The sequence below is a fragment of the Spiroplasma taiwanense CT-1 genome (assembly GCF_000439435.1).
Taxonomy (GTDB): Bacteria; Bacillota_I; Bacilli_A; order Mycoplasmatales; family Mycoplasmataceae; genus Spiroplasma_A; species Spiroplasma_A taiwanense.
Map to the genome: position 1 here is coordinate 665,775 of NC_021846.1, position 25,582 is coordinate 691,356.

Genomic DNA, 25,582 nt, shown 5'->3' on the forward strand with positions numbered 1-25,582 from the left:
GAAATAAAAATTTTATTTTTTGTTGCTAAGCAACAATTTTTAAAATGGTATAATTTTTTTAGAAAAGATGTGATTTTAGTGGAATTAACAAGTACAGAAAAATTAATATTATTAAAAATAAAAAATGATATTGAAGTATTCACAACAAAATCAATTTCTGAATTGAGTAAACTCTATTATGCCTCTGATGCTTCAATCTTGAGATTAGTCAAAAAATTAGGCTATAAAACTCTAAAAGAAATGCAAATTGAATTTGGTAGTAAGTTAAAAATTGACAATATGTTAGATGATTTTAAAGAAGATTTTCTTTTTGATGAAAATGCTAATATTAGTGAAACTATTTCAAGTATTACTGCTTTGAGTTTATATTCAATTTTTAAAACTGAGGAAAATCTAAATAAAGATTCAATTGAAGAATTTGTTAATATAATCTCAGATAGCGGTGAATTATCAATTTTTGGAATTGGAAATTCAAAAAATTCTGTTGAATTTTTAAACAATCAATTAAAAAGAATTGGAGTAATCTCAACAATACATAATTCTGTTCATGGTTTTTTAATTCATACAAATTTTTATAAAAATAAAAATATTGCATTAATAATATCAAATTCTTTAAAAACAAAAGAAGTGACATTTATATTAAATTACTTAATTGAAAATAAAATTCCATATTTAATTATTAGTTCTATTGATAGTACAAATAATAACTTGTTTATAGAAAAGGCAAAGTCTTATATTCTATATTCAACAAATTCAAAGGAAAAATATTCATTTCCTATGATAAGTTCTTTTTACTCACAAATTTTTATAATAAATATAATTTTCAATAGATTAATTCAAAAGACAAATGATTTTAAAACTAAAATTGAACTTGGAAATAAATTAACTAATAAGTGAAATGAATCCTAATTAAGTATTTTTTACATTAATTTAATCAATATTTCATTAAAAAAATATATAAAAATATTTTTATTTTTTTATTATTTGCAGTTCCTTTATAATATTAAAAAATATTTCTTCTATTAATGAAAAAAGTACTATTCTTAATCATCCTATATAAAGAAAAACTTGATTATATAATAAATTAATATCTCCATGCATAAATGAATTTCGTAAATCACGACCATTTTTTTTCTTATCTAAATATAAAATTCAATATATAACTTTAATACTTTCTTTAGATATAAAATCTTTAAAAATTTCATTAAATTCAAATATTTCTGCTAATTCAGTTTTTATTAATTTTTGTGATATTTTAAATTCTTCACTTCAAATATCTAATTGATTTTTATATACAAAAATTTTTTTGATAAGTAACTCAATTGCCTGAAGCATGCAAAATAAATGCCCTTGATATCTATAAGAATTTATTTCATTTTGTACTAAATTAAAAGATTCAAACACCGATTTTATTCATGAAAAAAAATATAAATATTCAGTATTAGTAAAATTAAATTTTTTTGTAATTAATTTAAAGTAGTAAATAATTCGATTAAAATAATCATAACTTATACTTATATTTTTAGTAAAAAATATACCATATAAGTTTAAAAAAATATTGAAAATTTTTACAAAAATAGAAACATCTAGAGTATTATATGTTTTATTTTTCAAATACCTTAAAAGAGAAAAATTTTCTTTAGATTTTGTTAATTTTCAAAATGAAGTATATGTTTTTTTAAATTTATCATATTTCAAAAAAATAAAAAATTTATTTTTGAAAAAATTCAATAATTCTTTTTCAAAAGTTTGATATTCAGTGAAATCTTTCATGAACTTTGTACTTCCTAATTCAATCAAATTAAATTCTTCAAGATTAATTGTTTTTCTTAAATTTTCTAATTCTAAAATTATATTTTTATTATTAATAATTTTTGTTTTTTCAAAGATTTTATTAAAATTATTTTAAAATCCCAATTTAAAAGTTGAAGATTGCATTTCAACTTTTTCTACTAATAAATTAATTTTATTTTCAATATAATTTTCATCTTTTATAGTTTTATAGTGAATTTTCAATAAATTTAAAAATATTTCAAAATTTAATGAAATATCTTCATTTAAAAAATTATCATCAATATTTTTTATAACTATTTTTTTTGTTTCATTGTAAAAAATATCAAAATTTTTAATAATGTAATTAATAAAATACAAGTCATTAGAAAAAAAATTTACAATTTTATTGACTACTTTAATGTTCTTTTTAATAAGATTTTTTTTCGTTCAAAAAATATGTTCAAAAAATTCTGAAAAGTAATCACTAAATAAGTTTGTCTCAAAAAATTTAAATTTATTTCAGTTTTTTATTAAAAAGTTAAATAAAAAGTTTTCATATACTATCAATTTATCAGAAAATAGTAAAATAAGTTCTTTTATAATATTTTTATAATTATCTTTAAAATTTATCTCAATGTCAATATTATTAGTTTTAATATCATTTATAAATTTTAATATCTCCCAATAATAAAAATGAAATTTAATTTCATAATTAATTTTTTTCTTATTTATTATCTGATATTCTTTTAAAGAACATTTATGATTTATTAATTCTTTCAAATCTTTTTCAATTTAATTTAGAAAAAAAATTAATGAATAATCATCTAAGCCATAGTAATTATTAAAAATATATTCTTCCTTCATAATTTACCTCAATTTTTTAATAAATTTTTTATTCTTGTGTTTTTAATAATTTATTATACATATTTGTTAATGAACTTTCTTTTACTTTTAAAGCATTGAAATTTTCAATTAAATTTTCAATTGTTTTAAATAAACTTTGTATTTGTTGATCATAATTTTTCATATATTTTATAACTTTACCAAGAATTTTAATTTTCTTATCAGCTTGATTTATATTATCAAATAAGTTCATATAATGATCTACAGAACTTATAATTCCAACTAATTTACTTCGTCCAGCAATTATTACTTTATTTTTAAACCCTTCATCAATTAATTCTGCAAAGCTACTTAAAAATGAAAAGATTCCTTCACTTGGAATAAACATAATTGAATAAACTGTATTGTCTTCCTCACTAATATATTTACTGGTTTCTTTTATTCTAGCTTTTATATCCGCTTTAAATTTTTTAATATTGTTTTGATAAACCTCACTATTATTATCCAAATTCTGAATATCAAGATAGGCATTAAATGAAAATTTTGAATCTATTGGAATATTTACAAATTTTTGTCCCTCTCCTTTAATAAATAAATCAGGTTTCAAATTTTTATCTTGTTCATCTTTTTTCTTCATTGTATATTGTCGTTCAAACAATAAATTATTATTTTTATTAATTCCAGCTAAATTTTCAAAAATTCTTTCTAAAAAATATTCTCCAGATTTTCCAGCTTTATTATTTTGACTTAAAAGATTATCTAATTTATAAATTTTTTCTTTAACTTCAAAAATTGGTGTTGATTGATCCTTTACTGTGTTTAATAAATTTCTTACTTCTCTATTTGAATTATCCAATTTTTCTTCTGTATGTTTAGTTTGACTTTCAATTCAATTTTTTACTTCTTTTTCTAGTGAAATAATTTTTTTAGTTTCTTTAATGTTTGAATTATAGAATTCTTCTTTAACTATTTTTTCAAAATTAGTTAATTTTTCTGAACTTTTATTATTAATTTCATTCATAAAATTTTTTAATTCCTCAGAACTTCTAATATTTAAATTTTCAATTTGTGATTGAAGCAGCTCCAATTCTACTTTACTAACCCCTTCGACTTTTAAATTTGATTTTTTTAATAAAAAAACAATACTCAAAATTATTACTACTGAAATTAAAATTATTACCAAAATTAATAGTGTAATCTCCATAGTTTTCCACTTACTTTTATTTATGTAAATATTTTATTATAAAATATTTACATAAATAAAAGTATTTTATATCTTTTACTTTCAAAAAAAAAATATTACATTAATATGTAGTTATTGATTTTTTATTTATAACTATATTTAATTTTTAAAATATAAAAAGCAACCTTTTGAAATTGTTTAGTTTTTTTAAAATGCTAAACATTTCTTTTAAGATTGCTTCTTTTACTTCAGTATTTATTTTTTTATATTAATATTAGTATCTAATAAAATAAAAATTAATTAGTTGCATTAGTAGTTTCTTGAATATATTTAAATCTACAATCAATTTTTCCAATATAAGCATCATCTTTAAGAACTACAGATACCTTATTTCCAAAATTATTTTCTAAAACTAATTTATCTCTAAAATTTTCCAAATCAGGATTTTTATCTATAATTACATTAAGAAGTTGCTCAATTGTTGGTCTTTCTAATGGACCCTTAATTTTGCCATGTTCACTAACTTTAAGTAAACTAGAAAGACTTTTTACATTTAAAGAATTTAAAATAAAATTATAAATAGATTCTAAATTTTTTAATGATTCATTAACTAAATCTTGTATATCTTTTAAAAAATCAGAACTTTCCTTCAAAATTTTAATAATACTTTCAATATTTATAATATTTTCATCTCTAGTAATTCCAATTTTGCTTTCAACTTTTATTGAATTCAATTCTATTGTATTTGTTTTTGGGTTAAAATCATAAACTTCAAACTCTGTTGCATTTGGATTAAATTCTAATCATTCTCCAAGAAAAATACCAATAATATTTTGTTCTTCAAAATATCTTTCTAAAAATAGAAACTCATAAACTTCAACTTTTTCTATTTTAAGGTTTCCAAATTTTTCATATTGTTTTTTTAAAGTTTCAGCAAATTTTTGAGAATACTTTAATAATCCTTCTTTTGCACTTTCTGATGTTGTAGGTCATGATGGTAGCAGAAAGTTTGTATTATCTTCAACATCAGAGTTACATGTAACAACTGATCCTACTGATGTAGCTGTTAGTGATAAAACAGCAAATGTACTTAATAATTTTTTCATTTTTTCTCCTTAATTTATAATATTTTTTATATCAATATTTTAAGTAATTTGTATAAATTTAAATTATTATTTATTGCAATTAATAAATATAATTATTTTTTTTAAAATTATTATTAGTTTTTTAATTTAAAATTTTATTTATCACGTTCATTACATGAAAAAACACTCAAAACTGGTGTTGTTGTTAATGAAAACATTGTCATTATTGTAATTAATTTTTTTATTTAACTACTAACTCCAAAAACACTATCATAATCTTTTTTTATTTCTTGTGCATAAATTCAACCATATGGTAAACCATTATTTTCAACTCAAAAATCATAAAATTCTAAAAAATAATCTCAAATATTAAATTCAGAAATAAAATCTCCTAAAAATTTATAATCTTTATATTTTTTCTCTAATTCATCAAAATTAAGATATGCTGAAAAATGATCATTAATTATAAGTGCATACATTTGTCATAAGTTCATTATTGCTGAAACAAACCCTATTCCTCCTTCTCTACTTCCCTTTTCTGCATCATTAAGTAATATAAAAACTTCTTCCATTTTTTGTTGTGCATTATCATTATTTATTTCTTTTAAATCTAAATAATAAAAGTTCCCATATTTGGAGCTTCACGTTCATTACATGAAACAACACTCAAAACTGGTGTTGCTGTTAATAAAAACATTGTCATTATTGTAATTAATTTTTTTATTTAACTTCTTCTTTCTTATTTAACTACTAACTCCAAAAACACTATCATAATCTTTTTTTATTTCTTGTGCATAAATTCAACCATATGGTAAACCATTATTTTCAACTCAAAAATCATAATATTCTAAAAAAGATTCTCATCTATTAAATGCAGAAATAAAAGTAGGTCAATGATAATAATCTTTATATTTTTTTTCTAATTCATCAAAATTAAGATATGTTTCAAAATGATCATTAATTATAAGTGCATACATTTGTCATAAGTTCATTATTGCTGAAATATAACCTATTCCTCCTTCTCCACTTCCCTTTTTCTGCATCATTAAGTAATATAAAAACTTCTTCCATTTTTTGTTGTGCATTATCATTATTTATTTCTTTTAAATCTAAATAATAAAAGTTCCCATATTTGGAGCTTCACGTTCATTACATGAAACAACACTCAAAACTGGTGTTGCTGTTAATGAAAACATTGTCATTATTGTAATTAATTTTTTCATATTTTCCTCTTTTCTTTAAAATTATATTTTTTAAATGTAATAAAATTTTTTTACTATATTTTTTAAAAATATTTTATTCATTTTCATTTTTTGAAAAAAATTTTTACATTTAAATTTTTTATAAAATTATTTTTGACCAAATAAAAATAATTTATTTTTAAAATTAAAATTTTTTATACTTTACTTTTTTTCTTTTTTAAATAAAGTGTTGCTTGAAAGGAAAAAAAAATTTATAGATAAAGTTTTTAAAACAATTTTTAAAAATAAAAAAAATATAAATAAAAAAAAGAAAAGTTATAATTTCATCAACAATTTCTATTAGTTTAGTTATATTATTAACACTTGGAATTACTTTACCAATGACACTAATTGATAAAAAAATTTATTTTAATAATATGATTTTTCAAAATGAAGAAGATTTATATTCTTATGCTAAACAAAATGCAAAAAAATCTTCATATTCATTTGACACAAAAGAATATATTTTTGATGATAAATTATTTAATAATTCAATATTATTAAATAATTATATTAAAGAAAAATTTAATATAATTAAGGAATTTACAAATAGAAATATTCAAGAATTTGTAATAAATACAGCTGGAGAATTAAATTCATTAGTTGAAATGGATAATAATGACTCTATTTATGAAATATTTGAAGGTAATGATTCTCTAAGTTATTTAAGTGAAAATGAAGCTAAAAAAACATTTTCAAAAAATATTAAAAAAAATTTTGCAATAGAAAATAAATATTTTGAAAATTGATTTTCTGCAAAAGAATATTTGAAAAATATAAAAATTGCAGAATTAGAAGAAAATAAAACTTCTGAGTGCTATATAGTTTCTAGCATTTGCTATACAAAAGACGAATTAACTACAAATATTCGTAATGAAATTTACAGTGGTTTTATACTTGAAGGAAATGAATTTTCAGATTTAAACTATAGTGAATTTTTAGAATACACAAAAGTATTAAGTGATAAAACAATAAATAAATATATAACAGAAAATATTAATGCAAAATATAATTCATATTGAATTAATCATGAAACAAAAAATTCTACAGGAACATTTTCAGGACCTCAATATGTAGAAACTGAAAATAAATTAGATACAAAACTCGAATTTAATTTAGTAAGTAATACTGCAATAAATCAAAATTTTGTAAATATTGCTCTATTGGGATCAGTTTTAAAAATATTTATAAATTTAAGCAATAAAGAAATTATTGAGGAAAATGATTTTAAATTAGATAACTTTTTAAATTTAAATTATAAAAAGTTAAACATAAGTCAAGAAAATTATAATTTAATCAATTCATTTCTACAAAATAACCGAAATTTATCTTCACAAATCAATCAAAATTTAAATAAAATTAAAAGTTCTGATTTTACACCAACTCATAAATTAATGGTTGCATTTAAAAGAATATCAGAACTAAATAAAATTTATGATTTAAAAGTAGAAGAAATAAATATTGAAAAACTTTTAAAAGATATTATGCTTGAAATAATTTTAGCTAATGATAATTTTTAAAAAAAAATGTCAAATGATAAAAGTTGAGTTTTATTATTAAGTGATGAAAAAATAACTTATAATGACATTTATTCAATATTTATAAATTTTCAAGAATTTATGTTAAAAGAAAATTGATATTCTGCTTTTATAAATAATTTAATTAATATACAAAAATTTTATGATGATTTAATTAACAGTTTTGATTTATTAAATGGAGTTGCAGATGCAACAAATGAACTTTCAAAAAAAATGCAAGATAAAAATAATGAGAAAGCTGTAAAAGAGATTAAAAAATAAAACCAAAAATTAACAAAATTATTTTTAACTAAACAAGATGAAATAATGGAACAATTTCACTTAGAAGATTTGAATTCTCAAACTTATGTTAGTCCAATTATTGTAATTGATCTTATTGTTAAAATGTGAGATCTAATGAGTGTAATTAGTTTCTTTTCATATAACACATATGAGGCTAAAATTGATAATACACAATCATTACTTTATTCTGAAATGGGAATTAAATTACCACTATTAAACATTCCCCTTTCACCTGTTGGAGCAAATGCAACTTCAGTATTATTAACTGAAAGTCCATTAGAAACAATGCCTGAAATTGAAGGAATTGAATCAAAACAATTATTTGTATTTAGAAATAAATATTTTCACACAAAAGAAGATGCAATAAATGAAATGAAAATTGATATGTATTTACATCCAGAAAATTATGCAAATACAACAAAAATGATGACAAATTCATTTAATAAAGAACATATTTTTACTTATGAAATACCAAAAATTTGTACAGTAAATAATGATGAAAATGAAAATATTGATTGTATTACTTAACCTCAATATGAAAAACAAATAAATATTGAAAAAGAAAATTATAATCAACATTTGAAGATTCAATAAATTGTTGATAGAGTTTCATATCCTTTAAATAAAAATTCAAATTATCTCTAATTTCAACTGGTTTATAACTTTCAACTCCACCTAAAATATAATTAACAATAAAATTATAAAAAGTTAAACTTGATCCTGAACTTATAGACGGATTATTTATTTGATTAAAAAAATCACGATTAATTTGAACTGGGTTATTTCTATCTAATTTTACATATTTATCACTTAGTGTATAAGAAATTTCTGTAGTACTAACTTCTTCAGTTTTTGCAATATATGGAATTCCATTATTTGAAAAACTAATAGGTGAATTTTTTTCTTTTCTGTTAAAAACGTTGCTGGTAAACTTGCAATAAAATTTAATGATAATAATAAAGTTATTATTATAGTTGAAATTTGTGCTTTTAATTTTAAACTTGCTAATGTGAAAAAACTAATTAATACTAAGTAAAGAAAATTAACTATTGTAACTTTTAGTACAAAAAAAATTAAATTTTAATTTTATTAATGAAGCTAATATATTTAGAACTGAAAAATTAATAAATCCTATTAAGATCAAATATAAAAATATAATAAGTAATTGAAATGTAATAATTTTAAATCTAGAAATTTGTTGTAAAGAAAGTATGTAAATTGTTTTATCATCAATTTTTGTATATAAAAATGAAAGAATAGTTAAGACAACAACTGCCTTATTTATAACTAACAATTTAAAATTGATACTTGATATTGTAAAAAACTAATATTTTTTTTCATTAACTATGAACCTACTTAATTTTAATTTCATAAATAATTAATTAATTTTTTTATTTACCCTATAATTAATTTTAATTTAAATAATAAATTTTATTTTTTTATTTTAAAGTTAAATTTCTAAATAATTTTATTCATCTTTAATAGTTATTAAAAAAATAATTTTATTATTTTTAAAATATGTAATCTTTATTATTTCTTTAAAAATAAAGATTACAATTAGTATAAATTCAAAAAAGAAAAAAGAATTATATTTTATAAATATAAAAAATAATTTACATTTATAAAATATTTCATTTTAATAAAATAAAAAGTTAGATTAATTAAATCTAACTTTTAAATATTTATTTGAATTGTATTATTACAAATTGAAAGTAATTTTCTTATTTAATTTAAACTATCTAAAATTGTTTCTTTATGTGTTATTGTTTCAAAAGTTTTATCTGCTTTTACTTTAAACTCGTAACTATAATTATAATTATCTAAGTCCCTAGTATTATCATTATATGGAGTTCCTGTTAAACTTAACTCTTTATCACAATAATTTGAAAGATTATTTAATGCACTTGTTGTAGGGAAAGGATGTCCCCCATCAAATTTACTTCAATTTGGTTCTTCAGATTCACTTGAAGTTCCAGAAATATAACAATATTTAGGTTCAATTTTCTTTAAAAAATTTGGACCAGCTGAATTTGCACTTCCATGATGTGGTACTTCGTATACATCAATTCGAATTAAGTTTATATTATCATTATTAACAATTTGAGTTGCTTCAGCCGCTTCTGAATCTCCAGTTATTAAAAATGAAATGTCATTTATTGTAAATTGCAAGAACGTACTTTTATTATTTTGATTAGTTATTTTTTTCAAATAATCTTGAATATAATAAGTTCAATTATTAAAAGTAATTCCCCCAAAATTATATTCTTCTTTAAAATCTGTAATTATATTAATTTCATCTTTATCAACCAAAATTTGACCTTTATTGATTTTTTCTAAAAAACCGCTGTGATCATATGGTAATACTAAATTATTTTTATTTTAAATTCCTCATCCACTTTATAAAGATTTGCATAATGATCTGTATGGTAATGTGTTAAAAATATTGGTTCAATTTCTTTAACACCTTGGCTTTTCATAAAATCTGATGAAAATGGATTTTTTATAAAATCATCTTGGATTCATTGTGTTGGATTTCCTCCAACTCCAGTATCAAAAACAATTGCTTTATCAGTATCATACTTTAAAAATGTAAATAAACCATTTCCAACAGATAATACATATAATGAACTGTCAATAAAAACTACATTTTTTGTTGAACAAGCAATAGCAGATGAAGTTGTTGATGCAATTAAGATTGTACTTAAAAAGGTTAATAATATTTTTTTCATAACTAACCTTTTTCTCCTCTTCCTCTTGTAATTCCGTTTATAATTAATCTATTTGTAAATAGAAACATAATTAACATTGGTAAGATTGATAAAGTTGCACCAGCTAATTTTAAATTTTGAGGATCTCTTGCTAATTCTTCTAAACCAACATCTCCCCCAACTCCCCCAGTGGCACTCATTATTCCCCATAACATCATAGGAACAGTTGCTCATCCTGAATCAGTTTTTAAAATCATTGTTGGTCATAAAACAGCATTTCAAGAAGAAATTAATGAAATAATTAATGAAGTTATTAAAACTGATTTTATTGATGGAAGTGCAATTTTTCAAAAGTATTTAAATGTTGAAAGACCATCAACTTTTGAAGCACTTTTTACACTTTTTCCAATTCTTTCAAATGCTTGTGACATTAAATAAATTGTAAAAACATTAGATAAGAAAGGTAAAATTAAAGCTAGAATATTATCTTTTAGTTTTAGTTTTACCATAAAAATGTATTGCCCTAATAAAAGAGCTTCTCCTGGAATCATTAATGTTGATAATAGAATTATTAAAATAACACCTTTTGCTTTTGTTCTATAATTTGCAAGTCCAAAACCTGCAATTACAGAAACAACTAATTGTAGTGCTGTTGAAATAACACTAATAATAATTGAATTTAAGAAAAATCTTGGTACACTAACAAAATACTTTAAATCATTTGAATTAATATATTCAAATAATGCTTTATATCCTTCTAAAGATCATGTTTCAGGCCAAAATGACATTGGTCTTGTTGGATCTAAATCATTTGTTGTTCTAAATGATGTTAATATCATTCAATAAAAAGGAAATATAATGATTACTGCAATAACAAATAAAAATAATGCTTGTAATACTTTAAGAATAATTCTTTTTTTTAAACTTTCACCAGCCATTGATGAAGTAAAAATTGTTTTTCTATTAATTAAATAATTATATTTAAAGTTTATAAAATAATTACCTATTGAATTAACTTTTAAGCTTAATCTTAAAGTTATTGATAAAAATAATTTGACAAATAAATTACTTGTTATTTTATATAATTCATCATGTTTTTCATGCTTATTTATAATTTTAAATTCACTTAGTTCTTTTCTTTTTTCTCTAATTAATTCCTTGTTACTTGAAGATTCTTTTAGTTTTAAAAAATTAGTTTTACTTTCTAAGTATTTTTGTTTAAAGTGAAGATTAATTTCTTTTCTATTAATTAGTTCACTTGTTTGTGATAAATTATTTTTTTCCATTAACTTTCTCCTTATCCATATTTCTTATTCAAAATATTACTAATTCTTTTATTTACAATTGTTAAAGCTAAAATAATTGCCATAAGAATAATTGAAGCTGCCCCTGCTTTTTGATATGAAGGAGAAGTAGAAGAAGCATTAATTTTATCATAGATATAAAATACAACAGTTTGACTATTTGAATTTGTTGCATCAATGTATGAACCAAATAAACCTAATGGAAAAACTTTAAAACTTGAAATTATTCCTGTTGTTATCATATAAACAATCATTGGAACAACTCCAGGTATTGAAATTCTTCAAAATTGTTTTCATTTTGGCATTCCATCAATACTTGCTGCTTGATAATATCTATTATCTAATTTTAAAAATGCTCCTGTAAACATTATTATTTCAAATGGCAATGACCTTCAAATTCCATAAATCATAACAAGTATTATTCCCTTACCTGGTGATTTTCATAGAATTGAATCTACTCCAAATCATCCCAAAATTCTATTCATTAATCCAAAATCTCCGGATGAAAAAATAAAGGAAAAGGACATAGCAATTGCCATTGATGAAGTTACATATGGTAAGAAAAATAATGATTGTAGAAATGAGAAAACTTTTTTATTTAATATATTAGAAAGAAATTTTGCTGTTGTTAATGTAATTAATAAACTAATTGGAATAACAACAACTGTATAAATTAGTGAATTTCTCAAAGCAATTGTAAATGTTGAATCTGAAATTACATTTTTAAAATTAACTGTTGAAAATTGAAAGTCAATTAATGGTCTTTTTGCTGAATTAAAACCAGTTTGAAATACTATAAAAATCGAATAGTATAAAAACATTGCTAACAAAAATAAAGCTGGTGTCATTCAGATAAGTTGATTAACCAAATCAAACTTTCTTTTTTCCATATTATTTAATTTATTTTTTTTATTTTTCAAAATTTTATCTACTTTTAGCCTGAACCATGATTTAGGTTTTATTTCTGAATTGTTATCCAACTAAATCACCTCCAGTAAATTTTTATTTTCGTCATTTTCAAAAATATAAATTTTATTTTTTAAAATATTAAATTTAATCTTTTGTCCAAGTTGTACATTTTCTAAAATATGTGAATCATAAATAATTCCAATAGTATTATTGTTAAATTTTAATTTAATAAAGTTTGTTTTTCCTAGCATTTCAAAAGATGTGATTTCTCCAATTAATGGTTTTTCATTTGAAATGTTTTGATTTGTTTTTGAAGAATCCAAAATTAAATGTTCTGGTCTAATTCCTACAATTACATCTTTATTTTTTAAATTAACTGATTTGGCAATTTTAACATCTTGTAAAAATATTTCTCCCTTTTCAGATATTTTTGTTTCCAAAAAATTCATTGAAGGTGTTCCAATAAAATTTGCAACAAATTTGTTAGCTGGTTTTTGATAAATTGATTTAGGTTCTTCTCCTTGTTGCAACTTACCTCTTGACATAACAAATACTTTATCTGAAATACTTAATGCTTCTTCTTGATCGTGTGTAACAAAAATAGTTGTAATTTTTGTATCTTGTTGAAATTTTTTAATTCATTCTCTTGTTGAAACTCGAAGTTTGGCATCAAGATTTGAAAGTGGTTCATCAAGTAATAAAATTTTTGGTTTTTTTATTACTGATCTTGCAATTGCAACTCTTTGTTGTTGACCACCACTTAACTCATATGGTTTTTTATAAAGCTGATCTTGTATTTCAACACGTTGTGCAACTTCAAAAACAGCTTTTTTGACTTCACTTCTAACAGAAGAAATATTTTTTCTGTAATTTAAAACCTCGGTTTTAAATTCTTCTTCTGTAAAGAAAATATCATTTTTTGAAAAATCCGTTATAATTTGTGACAATTTAAATTCCAAATCAATTAAGAATTTATCTATTATTACTTTTATTTCTTTATCATACTTTAAAGTAAAATCATCATTTATTGATTTAGCATCAATATTAAAATTTTCAATTATTTCTAGATATTCTGTATCATTTTTATCAAACAAAAATTCTTTTCCTGTTGTTTTTGTTTTTCTAATTTGCATTTTTTTTTCAAAATCAAATGACTTATTATGTTCATTTAATGTTCTTTTTGTTTCTTTTAAATTAAAAGAAATTTCATCAATATATTTTAGCTTTAAATCTTTTAAAAATTTATTTATTGAAGAATTAATATATTGATTTTTTTCTTTTTGATTTAATTCCTTTTTAAAATTTATTATTTTTAATTTAAAATCTCTTAATAATTTCAAATAAAAATCCAAATAAAATAATTTTGATTCATCATACATTCTTGAAATTTGTTTATTTTTAAAAACCTCAAGATGCGAACTTTTATAAAGTTCACTAATATATTTTTCAATTATTTGTCTGTATTTATCAAATAAATAACTTTCTAAATTTAAATATTTTTCATTTAAATCTTTTAAAAATTTATTAAATAATTCGAATAATTTTTCTTGAAGATCAAAAATATTTTTTTTCATGTTAGATTGTTTTAATTGATAAATTAATCTTGAATAATTTTGATTATTTTTTTTAACTTCTCTTTTAAAAGTTTTACTTTGATAAAGTGGGAATGCAATATTCTGAAATACATTTAAATGAGGATATAGTGAATAGTTTTGAAAAACTAAACCTATATTTCTCTTTTGAGTAGTTTTTTTTGAAACGTCAATACCATCAAAAATAATTTGACCACTTGTTATATTTATTAATCCTGCAATTGCATTTAATGTTGTAGATTTTCCACAACCACTTGGCCCCAGTAATGAAGCAAGTTCACCTGTTTCTATATCAATTGTTAAATTATCAACTGCAAGAAAGTTTCCATAATCAATACTAACATTTCTTAATTTTATACTCATAGTTTCATTCTCCTAAAGTAATTCATCAATATCTTTAATTATTGCATTAATTGTTTCTAAATCAGGAACAATTGCTCCTGCAGCAAGGTCATGACCTCCACCACCATATTTGGCAGCAATTTTATTAATTACTGTTTCTGCACTTCTAAATTCAACTCTATAAGATTTATTTTCAAATTGTGAAAATGTAATTCAAACTTTTATTTCTTCAAAACCTGCTAAAGTATTTGCATATTTATTCATCATTTCTGCTGTTAAATTATGTTTTTTTAAGTCTTCTAAAGAAATAATTACATATGCTAAACCTTTTTTTGTTAGTTTAAAAGTATTAAAAATTAAATTTGAAAATTCTAAATCTGATAATTTTCTTGTATTCAATTTTTTATAAAGTGCAAATAAATCAAATCCTGTTTTTAATAAAACAGAAGCTACTTCAAAAGTTCTTGCAGTTGTTCCTCTATATAAAAATCTTCCTGAATCTGTGACTGTTCCACAAAAAATTACTCTTGCTGCTTCTTGGGGAATATTTCAATTTAATTGAACTGCTAAATATCCAACCATTTCTGATGCAGAAGTAAAAGTAACATCCACTCACATTATATATCCATATGGAGTAACATTTGGGTGATGATCAATTTTAATAATTTGTTTTGCTTTTGAAAATCTTTGATCTGAAATTCTTTCTACATTAGCACAATCTGTAACAATTACTAATGCTTCTGAAAATACTTCATCATCAATTTGATCAACTTTTCCTAAAAAACTTAATCACTCAAATTCATCACCAACAACATAAACTTTTTTATCTTTAAAATTATTTTCAATTAAGTGTTTTAATCCAAATTGAGAACCATAAGCATCTCCATCAGGATTAACATGCCTTTGAATTATTATTGTTTGAAATTTTTTAATTTCTTCTTCAATTGTTTTTAATAAATCCATATATTAATCTTCTTTTCTATTTGGTAAAATTACTTGATAATTTAAACGTGTAGTTTCAAATTGAGCAGATAAATTTGGGTCTAAATCTGTTGCAATTATTTTAAATTCTTCAGTTGCACCTGTATATGAAACTCCTGATACTTTTTCACCATTTCAAAATTTATCAATTGTTAATTTTGAAGGTGATTTATACATACCTGATTGAATTGTATTTTTAAATACTTTATCACGAACTGCACTTCCAGGTTCTGAAGCTTCAACTGTTGCAAAGTGATTATTAGTTTTACCTGCAAGCATTTTATCAATTTGTGCAAAAATTAAATTAGTTCTATCATATTTATTTCCATTTTGATTACTAATTACTTTTTTTGTTCCTTTAACTCATTCATATAGTCACTATCACTATAACTTTTTGCATTTGCAGGCATATAACCTGTTCAAATTGCCATTTTTGCCATATTACCTTTATTCATTAAAAAATGTGTAAATTCTTTTCAACAGAAGCTTTTTCATTACTTGAACTTTTAAATAATGCAATTCCAGGACCTTGTTGCATTACATATGAATCACCTTTTGCTGTACTTGAAGCAACAGCAAATAAGTCAGTTGTTGCAACAGCAACATCAGCCATTACTTTTCCAGCTTTATAATCTGCTTCATTTTCAACAATTTTACTTGGTGTTGTTGAATAGTAGAATGATCCTGCACTTGAACCTGATGCCATTAACATTGTACCTTGTGCAAAATAACTTGAAGAATACACTTTGCTACCAGTATCTGAATTGGCCACAAATAATGTTCCAGTTTCATCTAATTTTGATACATCTGAATTTAATGAACCAGTTAAATTTTCAATTTTTATTAATTGTTCTAATCATTGAATTACTTCTGTAATACTTTTAATACCTGAACTATTATTTATTTTAAATGAATCATTATAGTAGTTATAAATAAAATCTTTGTTCTCTGAAGAAGTAACTATTCTTTGTTTTCCTAAATTATTTGCATAATTTGCATAAACTTTATTTCCCATTGAGTCAATTCCCAAAGCAAAAGCTTTTGCATATGTATTAGTTTCATTTTGAGAATTTTTAGTACTTAAAGATTTAAAATCTTTTGCTAAAATAGCAATATTTGAATCTTTTTGTAAAATTTTTCTTAAAGCTGATGCATCTGTTGCTTGTGCAATACTATTATATAATTCTTTATTATCTGAAGTTCCTGTTTCATTAGTAAATAAATCAGAAGCTTCAATTTCAATATCTTTTCCATCTTTTTGCAGTCCCAATTCATTCTTTAAAAATACACCAGTTGCTGCATATTCCACAGTTGAATCTTTAAAAATTTCTGTATTTGGTTTAATAATCTTAGATTTACTGTATTAATGTTAAAAGATTTTAATACAGGTAGAACATAAAGATTTTCTCCTATTGTTCCTTCTTCTAAGAAAGAACTTTGATATTCACTAAAAATAGTATTATCTGTAATATACCCTTCACTTTTTACATCCACTATTTGATCTGGAATTATTGATTTATATCTTGCTACATTATCTGGATAAGTTAAATATAAATCAGGAAGTGCTTCACCTGCATTAATTGAATTTAAAATTTGACCAGCTGATGGTGTTTCAATTTTAACTTCAATACCTAAATCATTATGATTTTCATTAAAATCTGTCACTACATCTTTATAATCATTTATAATCGACGAACTTATTGTTGTTAAAGCATCAATCATAAAAATTACTTCTTTAATTGATGATGCTGGTGATGATGAATCTTCATTACCACAAGCAATAACAGTTGTTGCTCCTGAAACTACAATTGTAGTCATACCTAATAAACTTAATAGTTTTTTCATTAAGGTGAAATCAAAAATAACTCTTAGTAAGCTCATGAGAAATCATAAATATTTATTTAGTTTTAAAGGGATTTTCATAAAAATTTTTTAAATCACTCATAGTTGTTTTATTGGTAAAACAGTAGAAACATCAACCCTTTATGTTGATATATATAAGTTAATTTATGATTCCACAAATATTTTACAATAAATAAAAAATATTTTATTAGTTTAAAAAATATTTGCTAATTTCAAATTTAAAACCCTATTTTAATTGAGTATATTTAAAAATAATATTTTCCATAAAAATATTAAATAATAGATATTTTTTCTAAATTATAAAATAAAATTTTTAATATTTAAAATTATTTTACTAATTAGACTTTTCTATTTTAAATAAAAAATATAGTTTTAAAATCATTTTGTGTTAAATAAGGGGGAAAAATGAAAAAATTATTATCTATCTTTGCAGCAGTTGGTTTAACTGCTACATCAAGTGGTTTAGCAACCACAGTTGTATCATGTACAGATTCTCTAAATGATGAAAATACTTACATTTCATATTACAATGAAAATAAGGATAAAAATAAGGAAGAATTAGAAACAATCTTTGCTGATTTAAAAGAAAAACAAAAAAAAAGCTAGTGATAAAATATTAGAAAGTTTGAGAAAAGATCAAATTAGTGAAGTTGATAAAATTTATATTTTTATGTCAAAAGTATTAGAAGATAAATCTACAATAGAAGATATATCTAAAATCTTTGCAGAATATTTACCACAAATTGAGAAACTTATTGGATCTGATTTTGTAAATAGCTTATATAAACTTAATATTATTACAATATTATTAAGGGCTTAAAAAAAATAAATAAAACCCTTTATTAAAGGGTTTTATTTATTTTTTTGTAAAAAACCTATTTAGTTTATAAACTATTTTTTTTTAGTACTTAATTGTTTAAGTTCTTCATAAGTTAATTGTTTAGGTTTTTGTTTTTGCAAATTTTTATTTAATTTTATTCAATTTAAAAAGCCATATATTGAATTAATTAAATATGAAATATGCATAATTATAAAAATTATTGCTGTTGATTGTTCATAAGCTTCATTTTCAATATTTACTAAAATAATAATTCACATAACTAAGTTTATAAAATTTACTAAAAGTCATAAAAATCATTGATCTACATATCTAAAAATCATTAAAATAACAGCAATAATACTTTCCACTAAAACAAAAGAATCTAATCAAACATTTTGTGCCTCAGTAAAATTAATCATTATTAATGAGTAACTTACTCAAATTAAAATAAGTGTAACACAAACTAAGATAATTCCTTGAATTGATAAGAATCTTGCAAAAACATCTCCTTGGTTATTTCTCTTTTTAAATCATAATGCAAAACCAATAATATTCATTGGAATATAAAATCCTGCATGTAAAATTACAGAACTGAGCAACATTCCTTCTAGAGCAATGATTATATATAAAATTGAATTAATTGATGCAATTATAAAAGAACTAATTTTTCCCTTTGCACCTAAAATCACTCCAATTGTTCCAGTAATACCTGCAATTATTGTAATTGCAATATCTTTTGCAATAATTCCTAAAACTAAAATTAGTATTAAGAAATAAATAACAAACATATTTCAAAAATATTTCATCCAGATAATTCTGTTTTTAAAAAATGCCATTTTGATTTTTTAATAGTTTGATTTTGATTGTTAATGTTATTCATAATTTTCTCCTAATTCTTTTAAAAAATTTATATTATTTAACTTTGTTCCTCTAATTTGAACTATTTGTGAAGAAATTAAATTTGCAAATTTTAATGCTTCTTTTATATTATTAGTTTTTCAAAAATAAAACATAAAGGCCCCAATATGTCCATCACCAGCCCCAGATGTATCTTTAATTTTTTTTACTTTATTTGCTTCAACTTTTATAAATTCTTTTCCATCATAAGAAATTGATCCATTTTCTCCAAGTGTAACAATAATTAAATTTTTATTTTCTAAATAAAGTTTTTTTATTGAATAAGTTAATTCAGTTTCATTTGTATATTCTAAAATTTCTTGTTCATTTAAATGAATTATTGGTTTTAAAAGCATTATTTTTTTTAATATTTTTTTATCAATTTGATTAAAAACAGGACCTGGTGCAAAATAAAACTTTTTATCTTTTAATTTTAATAAATAATCTATAAGTTTTAATGCATCCAAATTTTGCATTTTATATCCTTCAAAATAAATATTTGAATAATCTTCAATATTAATATTATTAAATCAATCCTGATAAAAATTTTGTTCTAGTCCTGAATAAGTTACAAAAGTTCTTTCACCATCAGGTTCTACAAAAGCAATACAATAGCCATTATCCATAGTATCATTTTTTATAACTATCTTATGTTCATCTTCTATTAATTGTTTTTCAATTATTTTTGAAAAAAAACCTGTACCAATTGGTGCAAATAATGTATATTGCATATCTAATAGTTTTAAAATATTTGCAACATTATAAGCACATCCCCCAACAACAAATAAACTATTTTTTGAAATTACATCTCCTTTTCTTTTTGGAAGATTTTCAACTTCAATAATAATGTCAACAATTGCAGAACCAATTACTAATGTTTTCATATAAAATTTCCTATTTACTTATATAACTTTCTATTTTTTCTACATAATATTCAAAATTAATATTATTATTTTCTTGAATACTTTTAACAAAATTTTTATTTATTTTTTCAATTCCTGTATATGCACCACAAATTGCACAAGCCATTGCCCCAATTGTATCTGTATCTACTCCAAGATTTGCAGATAAAAATGCAGCTTTATTTACATCTTTTGCATAATATGCAATTGCAATTGCACAAGGAACAGATTCACTAATATTAACACCCGCCCCAATTAAATCATATAATTCATCAATAAATTCTATATCTCTATTTTCAAATTTTTTTGCAATTGTAATTGCAAGTTTAATTATTTTTGTTAAAGAAGGACTATAAGTTTCAGATGCAACTTTTAGTGCTAAGTCATCAACAAAATAAATATTTTCAAGTATTTGATCAAAACTTAAACCATACATTGCACAACTTACTGCTGTTGCAATAATTGAAGCCCCTGAAATTGCAATATCACTTGTGTGTGTTACTTGTGAAACTTTAAAAACATAATCAATTAGTTCATTATGTTGGTTTGGTTTAAATAGTAAACCAATTGGTGCAATTCTCATTGAAGCACCATTACTTAATGCTTTTTTTGTAATTTGACTTGGATCAATATTTTGCTTAATTAATTTTAGTGCTTCTTTTGAAGTTGGTCCTAAAATATTATTTTCAAATGCATTATTTTCTTCTGCCCAAACTAATAAATTTTTTGCAATTATATTCTTATCAGGAACAAAATTATTTTCAAATAAGGAATCTAAAATAACTAAAGCTTGTGCTGTATCATCTGTGAATTGAGTCTTTTTATAATTCTTAGCAGCTTCATTTTCTTCAGGACCATCTAAAAAGTCTGTTATATAGCCTGAAAAATAATTTCTAATTTTTTTTCTTGCTCATAATTCTGAAGGCATCCCCATTGCATCTCCAATTGCCATTCCGTAAATAACACCTTGAATTTTATTTTTAAGTATTTATTTCCTCCATAATATTAATAATTACTCTTACTTTTTTATTATATTTGAAATTATAAATATAAGTATTTTAATATTAAAATAAAAGAAAATGTCACAAAATTTGTAACATTTTCTTTTATTTTATTGCTTTTTTCTTCTTTTTAATAAAAATTATACTTAATGAAATTATTGTTGCTGTTGCACCAACTGTAACTAAAACTATAATAAATATTTCAAGTGTACCTAAATTATTTTGCAATTGAGCATTTTCAAAAAAAGTTCCCTCATAAAAATCATAATAATTCAATTGACTACTATAATTAATATCTCTATAGTTATTCATTTTACTTCCAAAACCATCCAATGCATGACCGAATTCATGAATTAAAACACTATATTTTGCAGGTGAACTTCAAAATCCCATTGTGTAATCAGAATTAAACTGTTTAAAAGTTAATGATAAACCTGTCAATAGAATTGATGAATATGCTGAGCTTGAATAATCATTATAAAATCAATTAGATGTTATTCCCATCACCCCAGTTAAGTCCTCAGTTTTAGAATATATAGGATAATCAGGGGTAATTATAAATGCTGTTAATAAGTTTTTAACTCATGCTTCATTTTGAATCATTGAAAATAAAATATTATATAAAAATAAAGTTAATTCTTTTAAGTTTTGTGTATCTGATGTTGTTCATTTTTCAGAATCTTCAAAATTCATTGGTGTTGAATTTAAATATATTTTTTCAAGAGCACTATAAGTTCTTTCAAAATCAATTGTACTAATTTGATTAACATCTTTTGTTCATAAAATAAGTTTACTATTTAAATCTTCAAAACTTGAAAAATTATTTGTATTAAAATTTTTAAAACTTTCAATTGATTCATCACTAGCTTTTGTATAACTATCATTTAAAAAGTTTTCAAAAACAGATTTAAATTCTGCAGCATTTGTAATAGAAAAACTTACATAATAAGTATTAGCAATTCGACTATTAATACTTGATAAAATATTAGTTGTATTATTAATACCAAAATAATAACCTTCTAAAAAAGAACTCGACATATATTGCAAATCTACACTATTACTAGAAACATTTAAATCAAGATTATATTTTGTATCATCTGCTTCAGTTTTTTCTTCTTCTAAAACTTCATCAATTGATTCAATAATAGTTTCTTCTAAAGTAGAATTTTCAATTGTATTTGATAAAGCTCCACCTGTTTTTAAAATTTCAGGTAATACTGTTGTAAAAAAATCATTTGTTATTTCTCAACTTTTATTTTTTAATTCATCTGGAGTAGTCAATCATTTTGAAAAAGCTTCTGCAAAAAATTCTGCATCACTACTTGAACCATAAATACTTAAATTTATTGTTGAAGCAAAAATATTTTGTAAAAAAAGTTGTTTATAAAAATTATCATTTTGATTTTGATTTAAGTTACTATATTTTACTACTAAGTCATTTTCCAATTTAGTTAAATTATCTTCAGAAATAATAATATTATTTGCATAATAATATTTTAAAATTCTTCCAAAATACATTAATGTTGACTGATTATTTTGGCTAATAATTGGAGAAAAATAACTATTATACTTTAATTCTTCTGCTTTAGTATTTGCTTTATTATCAATTGTTAGTTTATTACTTATTAAAGTATTGTTATTATTATTTATTACTTTTATAAAACTTAGATTATATAAAAATAATGATAGCATAATAAGAATTTTACTAAATAGTTTGAATTTTTTATTCATTAAATCACTTCTTCTCATTTAAATAATATTACTACTTTTCTTTAAAAAAAGAAAGTTTTTTTAAAATAACGGTTGTATAAAGTTTTTTGGGGAGTATTATTTTAAGGTGATTTTAAAATATATATTATTTGCTTTTAAAACAAACACTTTTCTTACAAATCTATTTTAACAAAAAAACTATCATTTTTTAATATATTTATAAGTTTAAAGACTAAAAAAATACAAATGGAAATTTTTTTGCATACTAATGACTGTTGTGCCTGAAGCCTGGAACATTAAAAGTACCATTACTTCCTGATTTAGTGCTTTTATTTGTTTTCTTATCTCTATTTAAATAACCAATTGATTTATAATGATAAACATATTTAAAGTCATACTCTAAATTATCAATCTGAATTGTTTCTAAATCATATTCAAGGAGTGAGCTAAAATTATATCCATTAGTTTTCAATTTTTTAATTAAAAGTAAGTTATTAAAAGTCAAATAACTGTATATTTTTTGCATATCCTAAAATTGACTTAATAAATCAAGAAATCATTCCTTCAGTGTGAGAACTAGAATCAAAATTTTTATAATAATTTTCAATTTCTACTTTATTTCTCTTAATAAAAGCTATAAATGTTTTAAATTCTTCTAATTTCTCAAGTCATGATTGTTCTTCTAATCATAAGTATATATCATTGCATTTTTCCATAATTTCTTCAAATGAATGACCTTCTAATATTTGTTTTCTCAAACTATAAAAAAATATCTATATTTATCAACTATATCATTTTTTCTTCCACGAATAGGAAAAATAGCTTTTAAAAGTTTTAATAAATGAAATTTATCTAATACATATTTAGCATTCATTTCTGTAGCTAAATTTGGAATCCATTGTGCCGCATCTCCAAGTAAAATTAATCGTTTTCCTTCAACATTGCTAAACCACTTATTTAATAGTCGGCTGATTCTTTGAGCATATTTATTAGTTTTGATTGTTTCACCATTTTTAACTAATAAATAATCAACTCTTTTATTTTCTAAATAATTTCGTTTATGCAAACCTTTTCTAGAACCTGTATGCACAGTTAATAAGCGGACTCTATATTCTTGCTTTTTTTTATCAAATTTAAAAATTGGAAAGGTATCATCTGTTTCCAAATAAATATATGGTTTATCTAAAACATCAATTTTATTGCATTCCAAATCTAATAGAGCTTCATCAGAAATATTGAATCTCTTTACTACATTTGAAATAGTTTGCTCACTTATATCTGCATCTCTCAATGAATCAATAATGTCACAATATCTATTACCATTTCCTACTCTATTTAAAATTTCAACTTCTAAACTTGGTATTAATCTTTTATACTTTTTAATATTTATTTGATCATCAACTAAATATTTATATTCTTTCGTATGCTTATTTTGATACGTTTTTCTTGGAAAACAAATTGCTCCATAAATGGTTTTTTGCTTCCTAAGTCTTGTATCTTTTACATATCAACCCTTGTTTATTCTTTCAATACTATTCTTTATTTCTAAATCCATAGATATAAATTTACTAATTAGTTTTTCTATTGCCTTTTTTAAAAATTCTTCATGTATTTCTTTAAAAAAATTAATTTGATCAAAACATAATTTTTGTATATTTTTTATTAATTCAATCCTTTTATTCACTCTTTCATAAAGATTTTACCAAAAAAATATTTTTCTTATATTTTGTTAGCTTAGATTATGAAAAATAAAAAGCCTAATTTAGGCTCTTTATTTTATTTAATTTTTTTGGGCTTTGTTCTTTTTCAAATTCAATAAACAAGTAAACTAAAACTAGAATTAAATTTAATTGTTCTTGAATCAATTCCAATATAAGCTCCATGTCTATAGCTTGATCCAGCATTATAATTTAGCATTGTGTTTGTGGTAATTTTAAAATTTAAAGTATTTCCACTTCATGAATGACTTAATTTTGCTTCTATTCTATGGTAATCATTTGAACTATGATTAAATGATGGATTTAAAAATATATAACTTCCACTACTTGAGTTTAAATTATAATTAAATATCTTTCTAGTTGGCGTCCCCATATTCATTTTAGCGGATGATTGTTGTCACCCTTTACTTCCATTATTGGTAAAATTATATCCATAATAAAGATCAGCTGTAATTGAAGTATAATTTTTTAAGAACTCTGCTTTGGATGGAACATAATCAAGTGTATTAATACTTAATGTAGTTCATTCTTGACCTCATCATTTATTTCTATCACCTTTTGAAATTTCCTTATTGAAGTCATAAGATGAATTAAAACTATTTAGACTACCAAAGTCACTATATCGATGAATAAAAGTTCTTCTATCTTTTCCATAATAATTCATATTTTTTGTAAAAGTTGGATAAGTTGGATTATATCTTAAACCAGTCTTATAATCATAATCAACATTTGAATCATAATTTTGAACATTTTCATATTCTTTTTGAACATTTTTATCTAATTTTTGACTGTTTTCTTTAAAATTAGAGTCATTAAATTTAATTAATAGTGGCATTGTAATTAAAGTTGATAATCCTATTATTGATAAAAATATTTTTTTCATGCTTTTT

General features: G+C 21.7%; 31 protein-coding genes and 1 riboswitch. Of the genes, 6 read left to right on the forward strand and 25 right to left on the reverse strand.

Features of this window, described 5'->3' with window-relative positions; translation table 4 throughout:
• The first annotated feature begins 78 nt into the window (after positions 1–78).
• Complete coding sequence (locus STAIW_RS03440; protein WP_020834458.1) at positions 79–909, forward strand: MurR/RpiR family transcriptional regulator; 831 nt, start codon at positions 79–81, stop codon at positions 907–909.
• A gap of 60 nt (positions 910–969) precedes the next feature.
• Here the strand turns inward: STAIW_RS03440 and STAIW_RS03445 are convergent, their stop codons facing one another.
• From STAIW_RS03445 to STAIW_RS06235, 8 genes are all read right to left on the reverse strand, one after another.
• Positions 970–1,773, reverse strand: a complete 804-nt coding sequence (locus tag STAIW_RS03445; RefSeq protein ID WP_020834459.1) for a hypothetical protein — start codon at positions 1,771–1,773, stop codon at positions 970–972.
• Between the two features lie 132 nt (positions 1,774–1,905).
• Entirely contained in the window at positions 1,906–2,553 is a 648-nt protein-coding gene (locus STAIW_RS03450) for a hypothetical protein (protein ID WP_020834460.1), read from the reverse strand.
• A gap of 112 nt (positions 2,554–2,665) precedes the next feature.
• The gene (gene rmuC / locus STAIW_RS03455; RefSeq protein ID WP_020834461.1) at positions 2,666–3,820 is read right to left on the reverse strand and encodes a DNA recombination protein RmuC; all 1,155 of its coding nucleotides are present in this window, start codon (positions 3,818–3,820) and stop codon (positions 2,666–2,668) included.
• A 275-nt stretch (positions 3,821–4,095) separates the two neighbouring features.
• Positions 4,096–4,905 carry a hypothetical protein gene (locus tag STAIW_RS03460; protein WP_020834462.1) on the reverse strand — a complete coding sequence of 270 codons (810 nt, stop codon included), beginning with the start codon at positions 4,903–4,905 and terminating at the stop codon, positions 4,096–4,098.
• Between the two features lie 224 nt (positions 4,906–5,129).
• Positions 5,130–5,456, reverse strand: coding sequence for a hypothetical protein (locus tag STAIW_RS03465; protein WP_020834463.1), 327 nt, complete (start codon positions 5,454–5,456; stop codon positions 5,130–5,132).
• 38 nt (positions 5,457–5,494) lie between these two features.
• Entirely contained in the window at positions 5,495–5,608 is a 114-nt protein-coding gene (locus STAIW_RS06840) for a lipoprotein (protein WP_408640671.1), read from the reverse strand.
• 19 nt (positions 5,609–5,627) lie between these two features.
• A complete protein-coding gene (locus STAIW_RS03470; RefSeq protein ID WP_020834464.1) occupies positions 5,628–5,930 on the reverse strand; it encodes a hypothetical protein in 303 nt (100 codons plus the stop codon).
• A gap of 63 nt (positions 5,931–5,993) precedes the next feature.
• Entirely contained in the window at positions 5,994–6,107 is a 114-nt protein-coding gene (locus STAIW_RS06235) for a lipoprotein (protein WP_020834465.1), read from the reverse strand.
• A gap of 359 nt (positions 6,108–6,466) precedes the next feature.
• On the opposite strand from STAIW_RS06235, the gene STAIW_RS03475 reads away from it, so the two are divergent.
• Genes STAIW_RS03475 through STAIW_RS03485 form a run of 3 tightly spaced genes read left to right on the forward strand, consistent with a single transcriptional unit; the run spans position 6,467 to position 8,473 of the window.
• Positions 6,467–7,645 (forward strand): hypothetical protein, encoded by a 1,179-nt coding sequence (locus STAIW_RS03475; protein ID WP_020834466.1) that lies wholly within the window; start codon positions 6,467–6,469, stop codon positions 7,643–7,645.
• A gap of 6 nt (positions 7,646–7,651) precedes the next feature.
• Positions 7,652–7,924 carry a hypothetical protein gene (locus STAIW_RS03480; protein WP_020834467.1) on the forward strand — a complete coding sequence of 91 codons (273 nt, stop codon included), beginning with the start codon at positions 7,652–7,654 and terminating at the stop codon, positions 7,922–7,924.
• A gap of 45 nt (positions 7,925–7,969) precedes the next feature.
• Entirely contained in the window at positions 7,970–8,473 is a 504-nt protein-coding gene (locus tag STAIW_RS03485; protein WP_020834468.1) for a hypothetical protein, read from the forward strand.
• 1,197 nt (positions 8,474–9,670) lie between these two features.
• Here the strand turns inward: STAIW_RS03485 and STAIW_RS03495 are convergent.
• The 9 genes from STAIW_RS03495 to STAIW_RS03535 form a co-directional block, all read right to left on the reverse strand.
• Complete coding sequence (locus STAIW_RS03495) at positions 9,671–10,255, reverse strand: ComEC/Rec2 family competence protein (protein WP_041618867.1); 585 nt, start codon at positions 10,253–10,255, stop codon at positions 9,671–9,673.
• A 53-nt stretch (positions 10,256–10,308) separates the two neighbouring features.
• Positions 10,309–10,674 (reverse strand): MBL fold metallo-hydrolase, encoded by a 366-nt coding sequence (locus STAIW_RS03500; RefSeq protein ID WP_041618868.1) that lies wholly within the window; start codon positions 10,672–10,674, stop codon positions 10,309–10,311.
• Positions 10,675–10,676: 2 nt separating this feature from the next.
• A complete protein-coding gene (locus STAIW_RS03505) occupies positions 10,677–11,939 on the reverse strand; it encodes a carbohydrate ABC transporter permease (protein WP_020834469.1) in 1,263 nt (420 codons plus the stop codon).
• A gap of 11 nt (positions 11,940–11,950) precedes the next feature.
• On the reverse strand, positions 11,951–12,937 hold the full coding sequence (locus STAIW_RS03510; protein ID WP_020834470.1) for a carbohydrate ABC transporter permease: 987 nt from the start codon (positions 12,935–12,937) through the stop codon (positions 11,951–11,953).
• On the reverse strand, positions 12,938–14,821 hold the full coding sequence (locus STAIW_RS03515; RefSeq protein ID WP_020834471.1) for an ATP-binding cassette domain-containing protein: 1,884 nt from the start codon (positions 14,819–14,821) through the stop codon (positions 12,938–12,940).
• A 12-nt stretch (positions 14,822–14,833) separates the two neighbouring features.
• Entirely contained in the window at positions 14,834–15,763 is a 930-nt protein-coding gene (locus STAIW_RS03520; RefSeq protein ID WP_020834472.1) for a DHH family phosphoesterase, read from the reverse strand.
• 3 nt (positions 15,764–15,766) lie between these two features.
• Complete coding sequence (locus tag STAIW_RS03525; RefSeq protein ID WP_020834473.1) at positions 15,767–16,060, reverse strand: hypothetical protein; 294 nt, start codon at positions 16,058–16,060, stop codon at positions 15,767–15,769.
• Positions 16,061–16,235: 175 nt separating this feature from the next.
• Positions 16,236–17,090 carry a hypothetical protein gene (locus STAIW_RS03530; RefSeq protein ID WP_020834475.1) on the reverse strand — a complete coding sequence of 285 codons (855 nt, stop codon included), beginning with the start codon at positions 17,088–17,090 and terminating at the stop codon, positions 16,236–16,238.
• Positions 17,060–17,626 carry a lipoprotein gene (locus STAIW_RS03535; protein ID WP_041618869.1) on the reverse strand — a complete coding sequence of 189 codons (567 nt, stop codon included), beginning with the start codon at positions 17,624–17,626 and terminating at the stop codon, positions 17,060–17,062. The genes STAIW_RS03530 and STAIW_RS03535 overlap by 31 nt, the downstream gene beginning before the upstream one ends.
• A 94-nt stretch (positions 17,627–17,720) precedes the next feature.
• A riboswitch (nucleoside riboswitch) is annotated at positions 17,721–17,784 on the reverse strand.
• Between the two features lie 265 nt (positions 17,785–18,049).
• Between STAIW_RS03535 and STAIW_RS03540 the strand changes: the two genes are divergently transcribed.
• Entirely contained in the window at positions 18,050–18,250 is a 201-nt protein-coding gene (locus STAIW_RS03540; RefSeq protein WP_020834477.1) for a lipoprotein, read from the forward strand.
• Between the two features lie 19 nt (positions 18,251–18,269).
• Positions 18,270–18,464 carry a hypothetical protein gene (locus STAIW_RS03545; RefSeq protein ID WP_020834478.1) on the forward strand — a complete coding sequence of 65 codons (195 nt, stop codon included), beginning with the start codon at positions 18,270–18,272 and terminating at the stop codon, positions 18,462–18,464.
• 71 nt (positions 18,465–18,535) lie between these two features.
• On the opposite strand, the gene pnuC is transcribed toward STAIW_RS03545, so the two are convergent.
• From pnuC to STAIW_RS03585, 8 genes are all read right to left on the reverse strand, one after another.
• Positions 18,536–19,252 carry a nicotinamide riboside transporter PnuC gene (gene pnuC / locus STAIW_RS03550; RefSeq protein ID WP_020834479.1) on the reverse strand — a complete coding sequence of 239 codons (717 nt, stop codon included), beginning with the start codon at positions 19,250–19,252 and terminating at the stop codon, positions 18,536–18,538.
• An 84-nt stretch (positions 19,253–19,336) separates the two neighbouring features.
• Positions 19,337–20,245 (reverse strand): PfkB family carbohydrate kinase, encoded by a 909-nt coding sequence (locus tag STAIW_RS03555; RefSeq protein WP_020834481.1) that lies wholly within the window; start codon positions 20,243–20,245, stop codon positions 19,337–19,339.
• A 10-nt stretch (positions 20,246–20,255) separates the two neighbouring features.
• Complete coding sequence (locus tag STAIW_RS03560) at positions 20,256–21,251, reverse strand: ADP-ribosylglycohydrolase family protein (RefSeq protein ID WP_321163250.1); 996 nt, start codon at positions 21,249–21,251, stop codon at positions 20,256–20,258.
• Positions 21,252–21,369: 118 nt separating this feature from the next.
• Positions 21,370–22,995: a hypothetical protein gene (locus tag STAIW_RS03565; protein ID WP_041618871.1), complete on the reverse strand. Its 1,626-nt coding sequence runs from the start codon at positions 22,993–22,995 to the stop codon at positions 21,370–21,372.
• Between the two features lie 244 nt (positions 22,996–23,239).
• Positions 23,240–23,479: a hypothetical protein gene (locus STAIW_RS03570; RefSeq protein WP_236608515.1), complete on the reverse strand. Its 240-nt coding sequence runs from the start codon at positions 23,477–23,479 to the stop codon at positions 23,240–23,242.
• Entirely contained in the window at positions 23,469–23,690 is a 222-nt protein-coding gene (locus STAIW_RS03575; RefSeq protein WP_169522270.1) for a hypothetical protein, read from the reverse strand. The genes STAIW_RS03570 and STAIW_RS03575 overlap by 11 nt, the downstream gene beginning before the upstream one ends.
• 23 nt (positions 23,691–23,713) lie before the next feature.
• Positions 23,714–24,658, reverse strand: a complete 945-nt coding sequence (locus tag STAIW_RS05685) for an Mbov_0401 family ICE element transposase-like protein (protein ID WP_020834486.1) — start codon at positions 24,656–24,658, stop codon at positions 23,714–23,716.
• Positions 24,659–24,750: 92 nt separating this feature from the next.
• On the reverse strand, positions 24,751–25,575 hold the full coding sequence (locus STAIW_RS03585) for a hypothetical protein (RefSeq protein WP_020834487.1): 825 nt from the start codon (positions 25,573–25,575) through the stop codon (positions 24,751–24,753).
• Between the last annotated feature and the right edge of the window lie 7 nt (positions 25,576–25,582).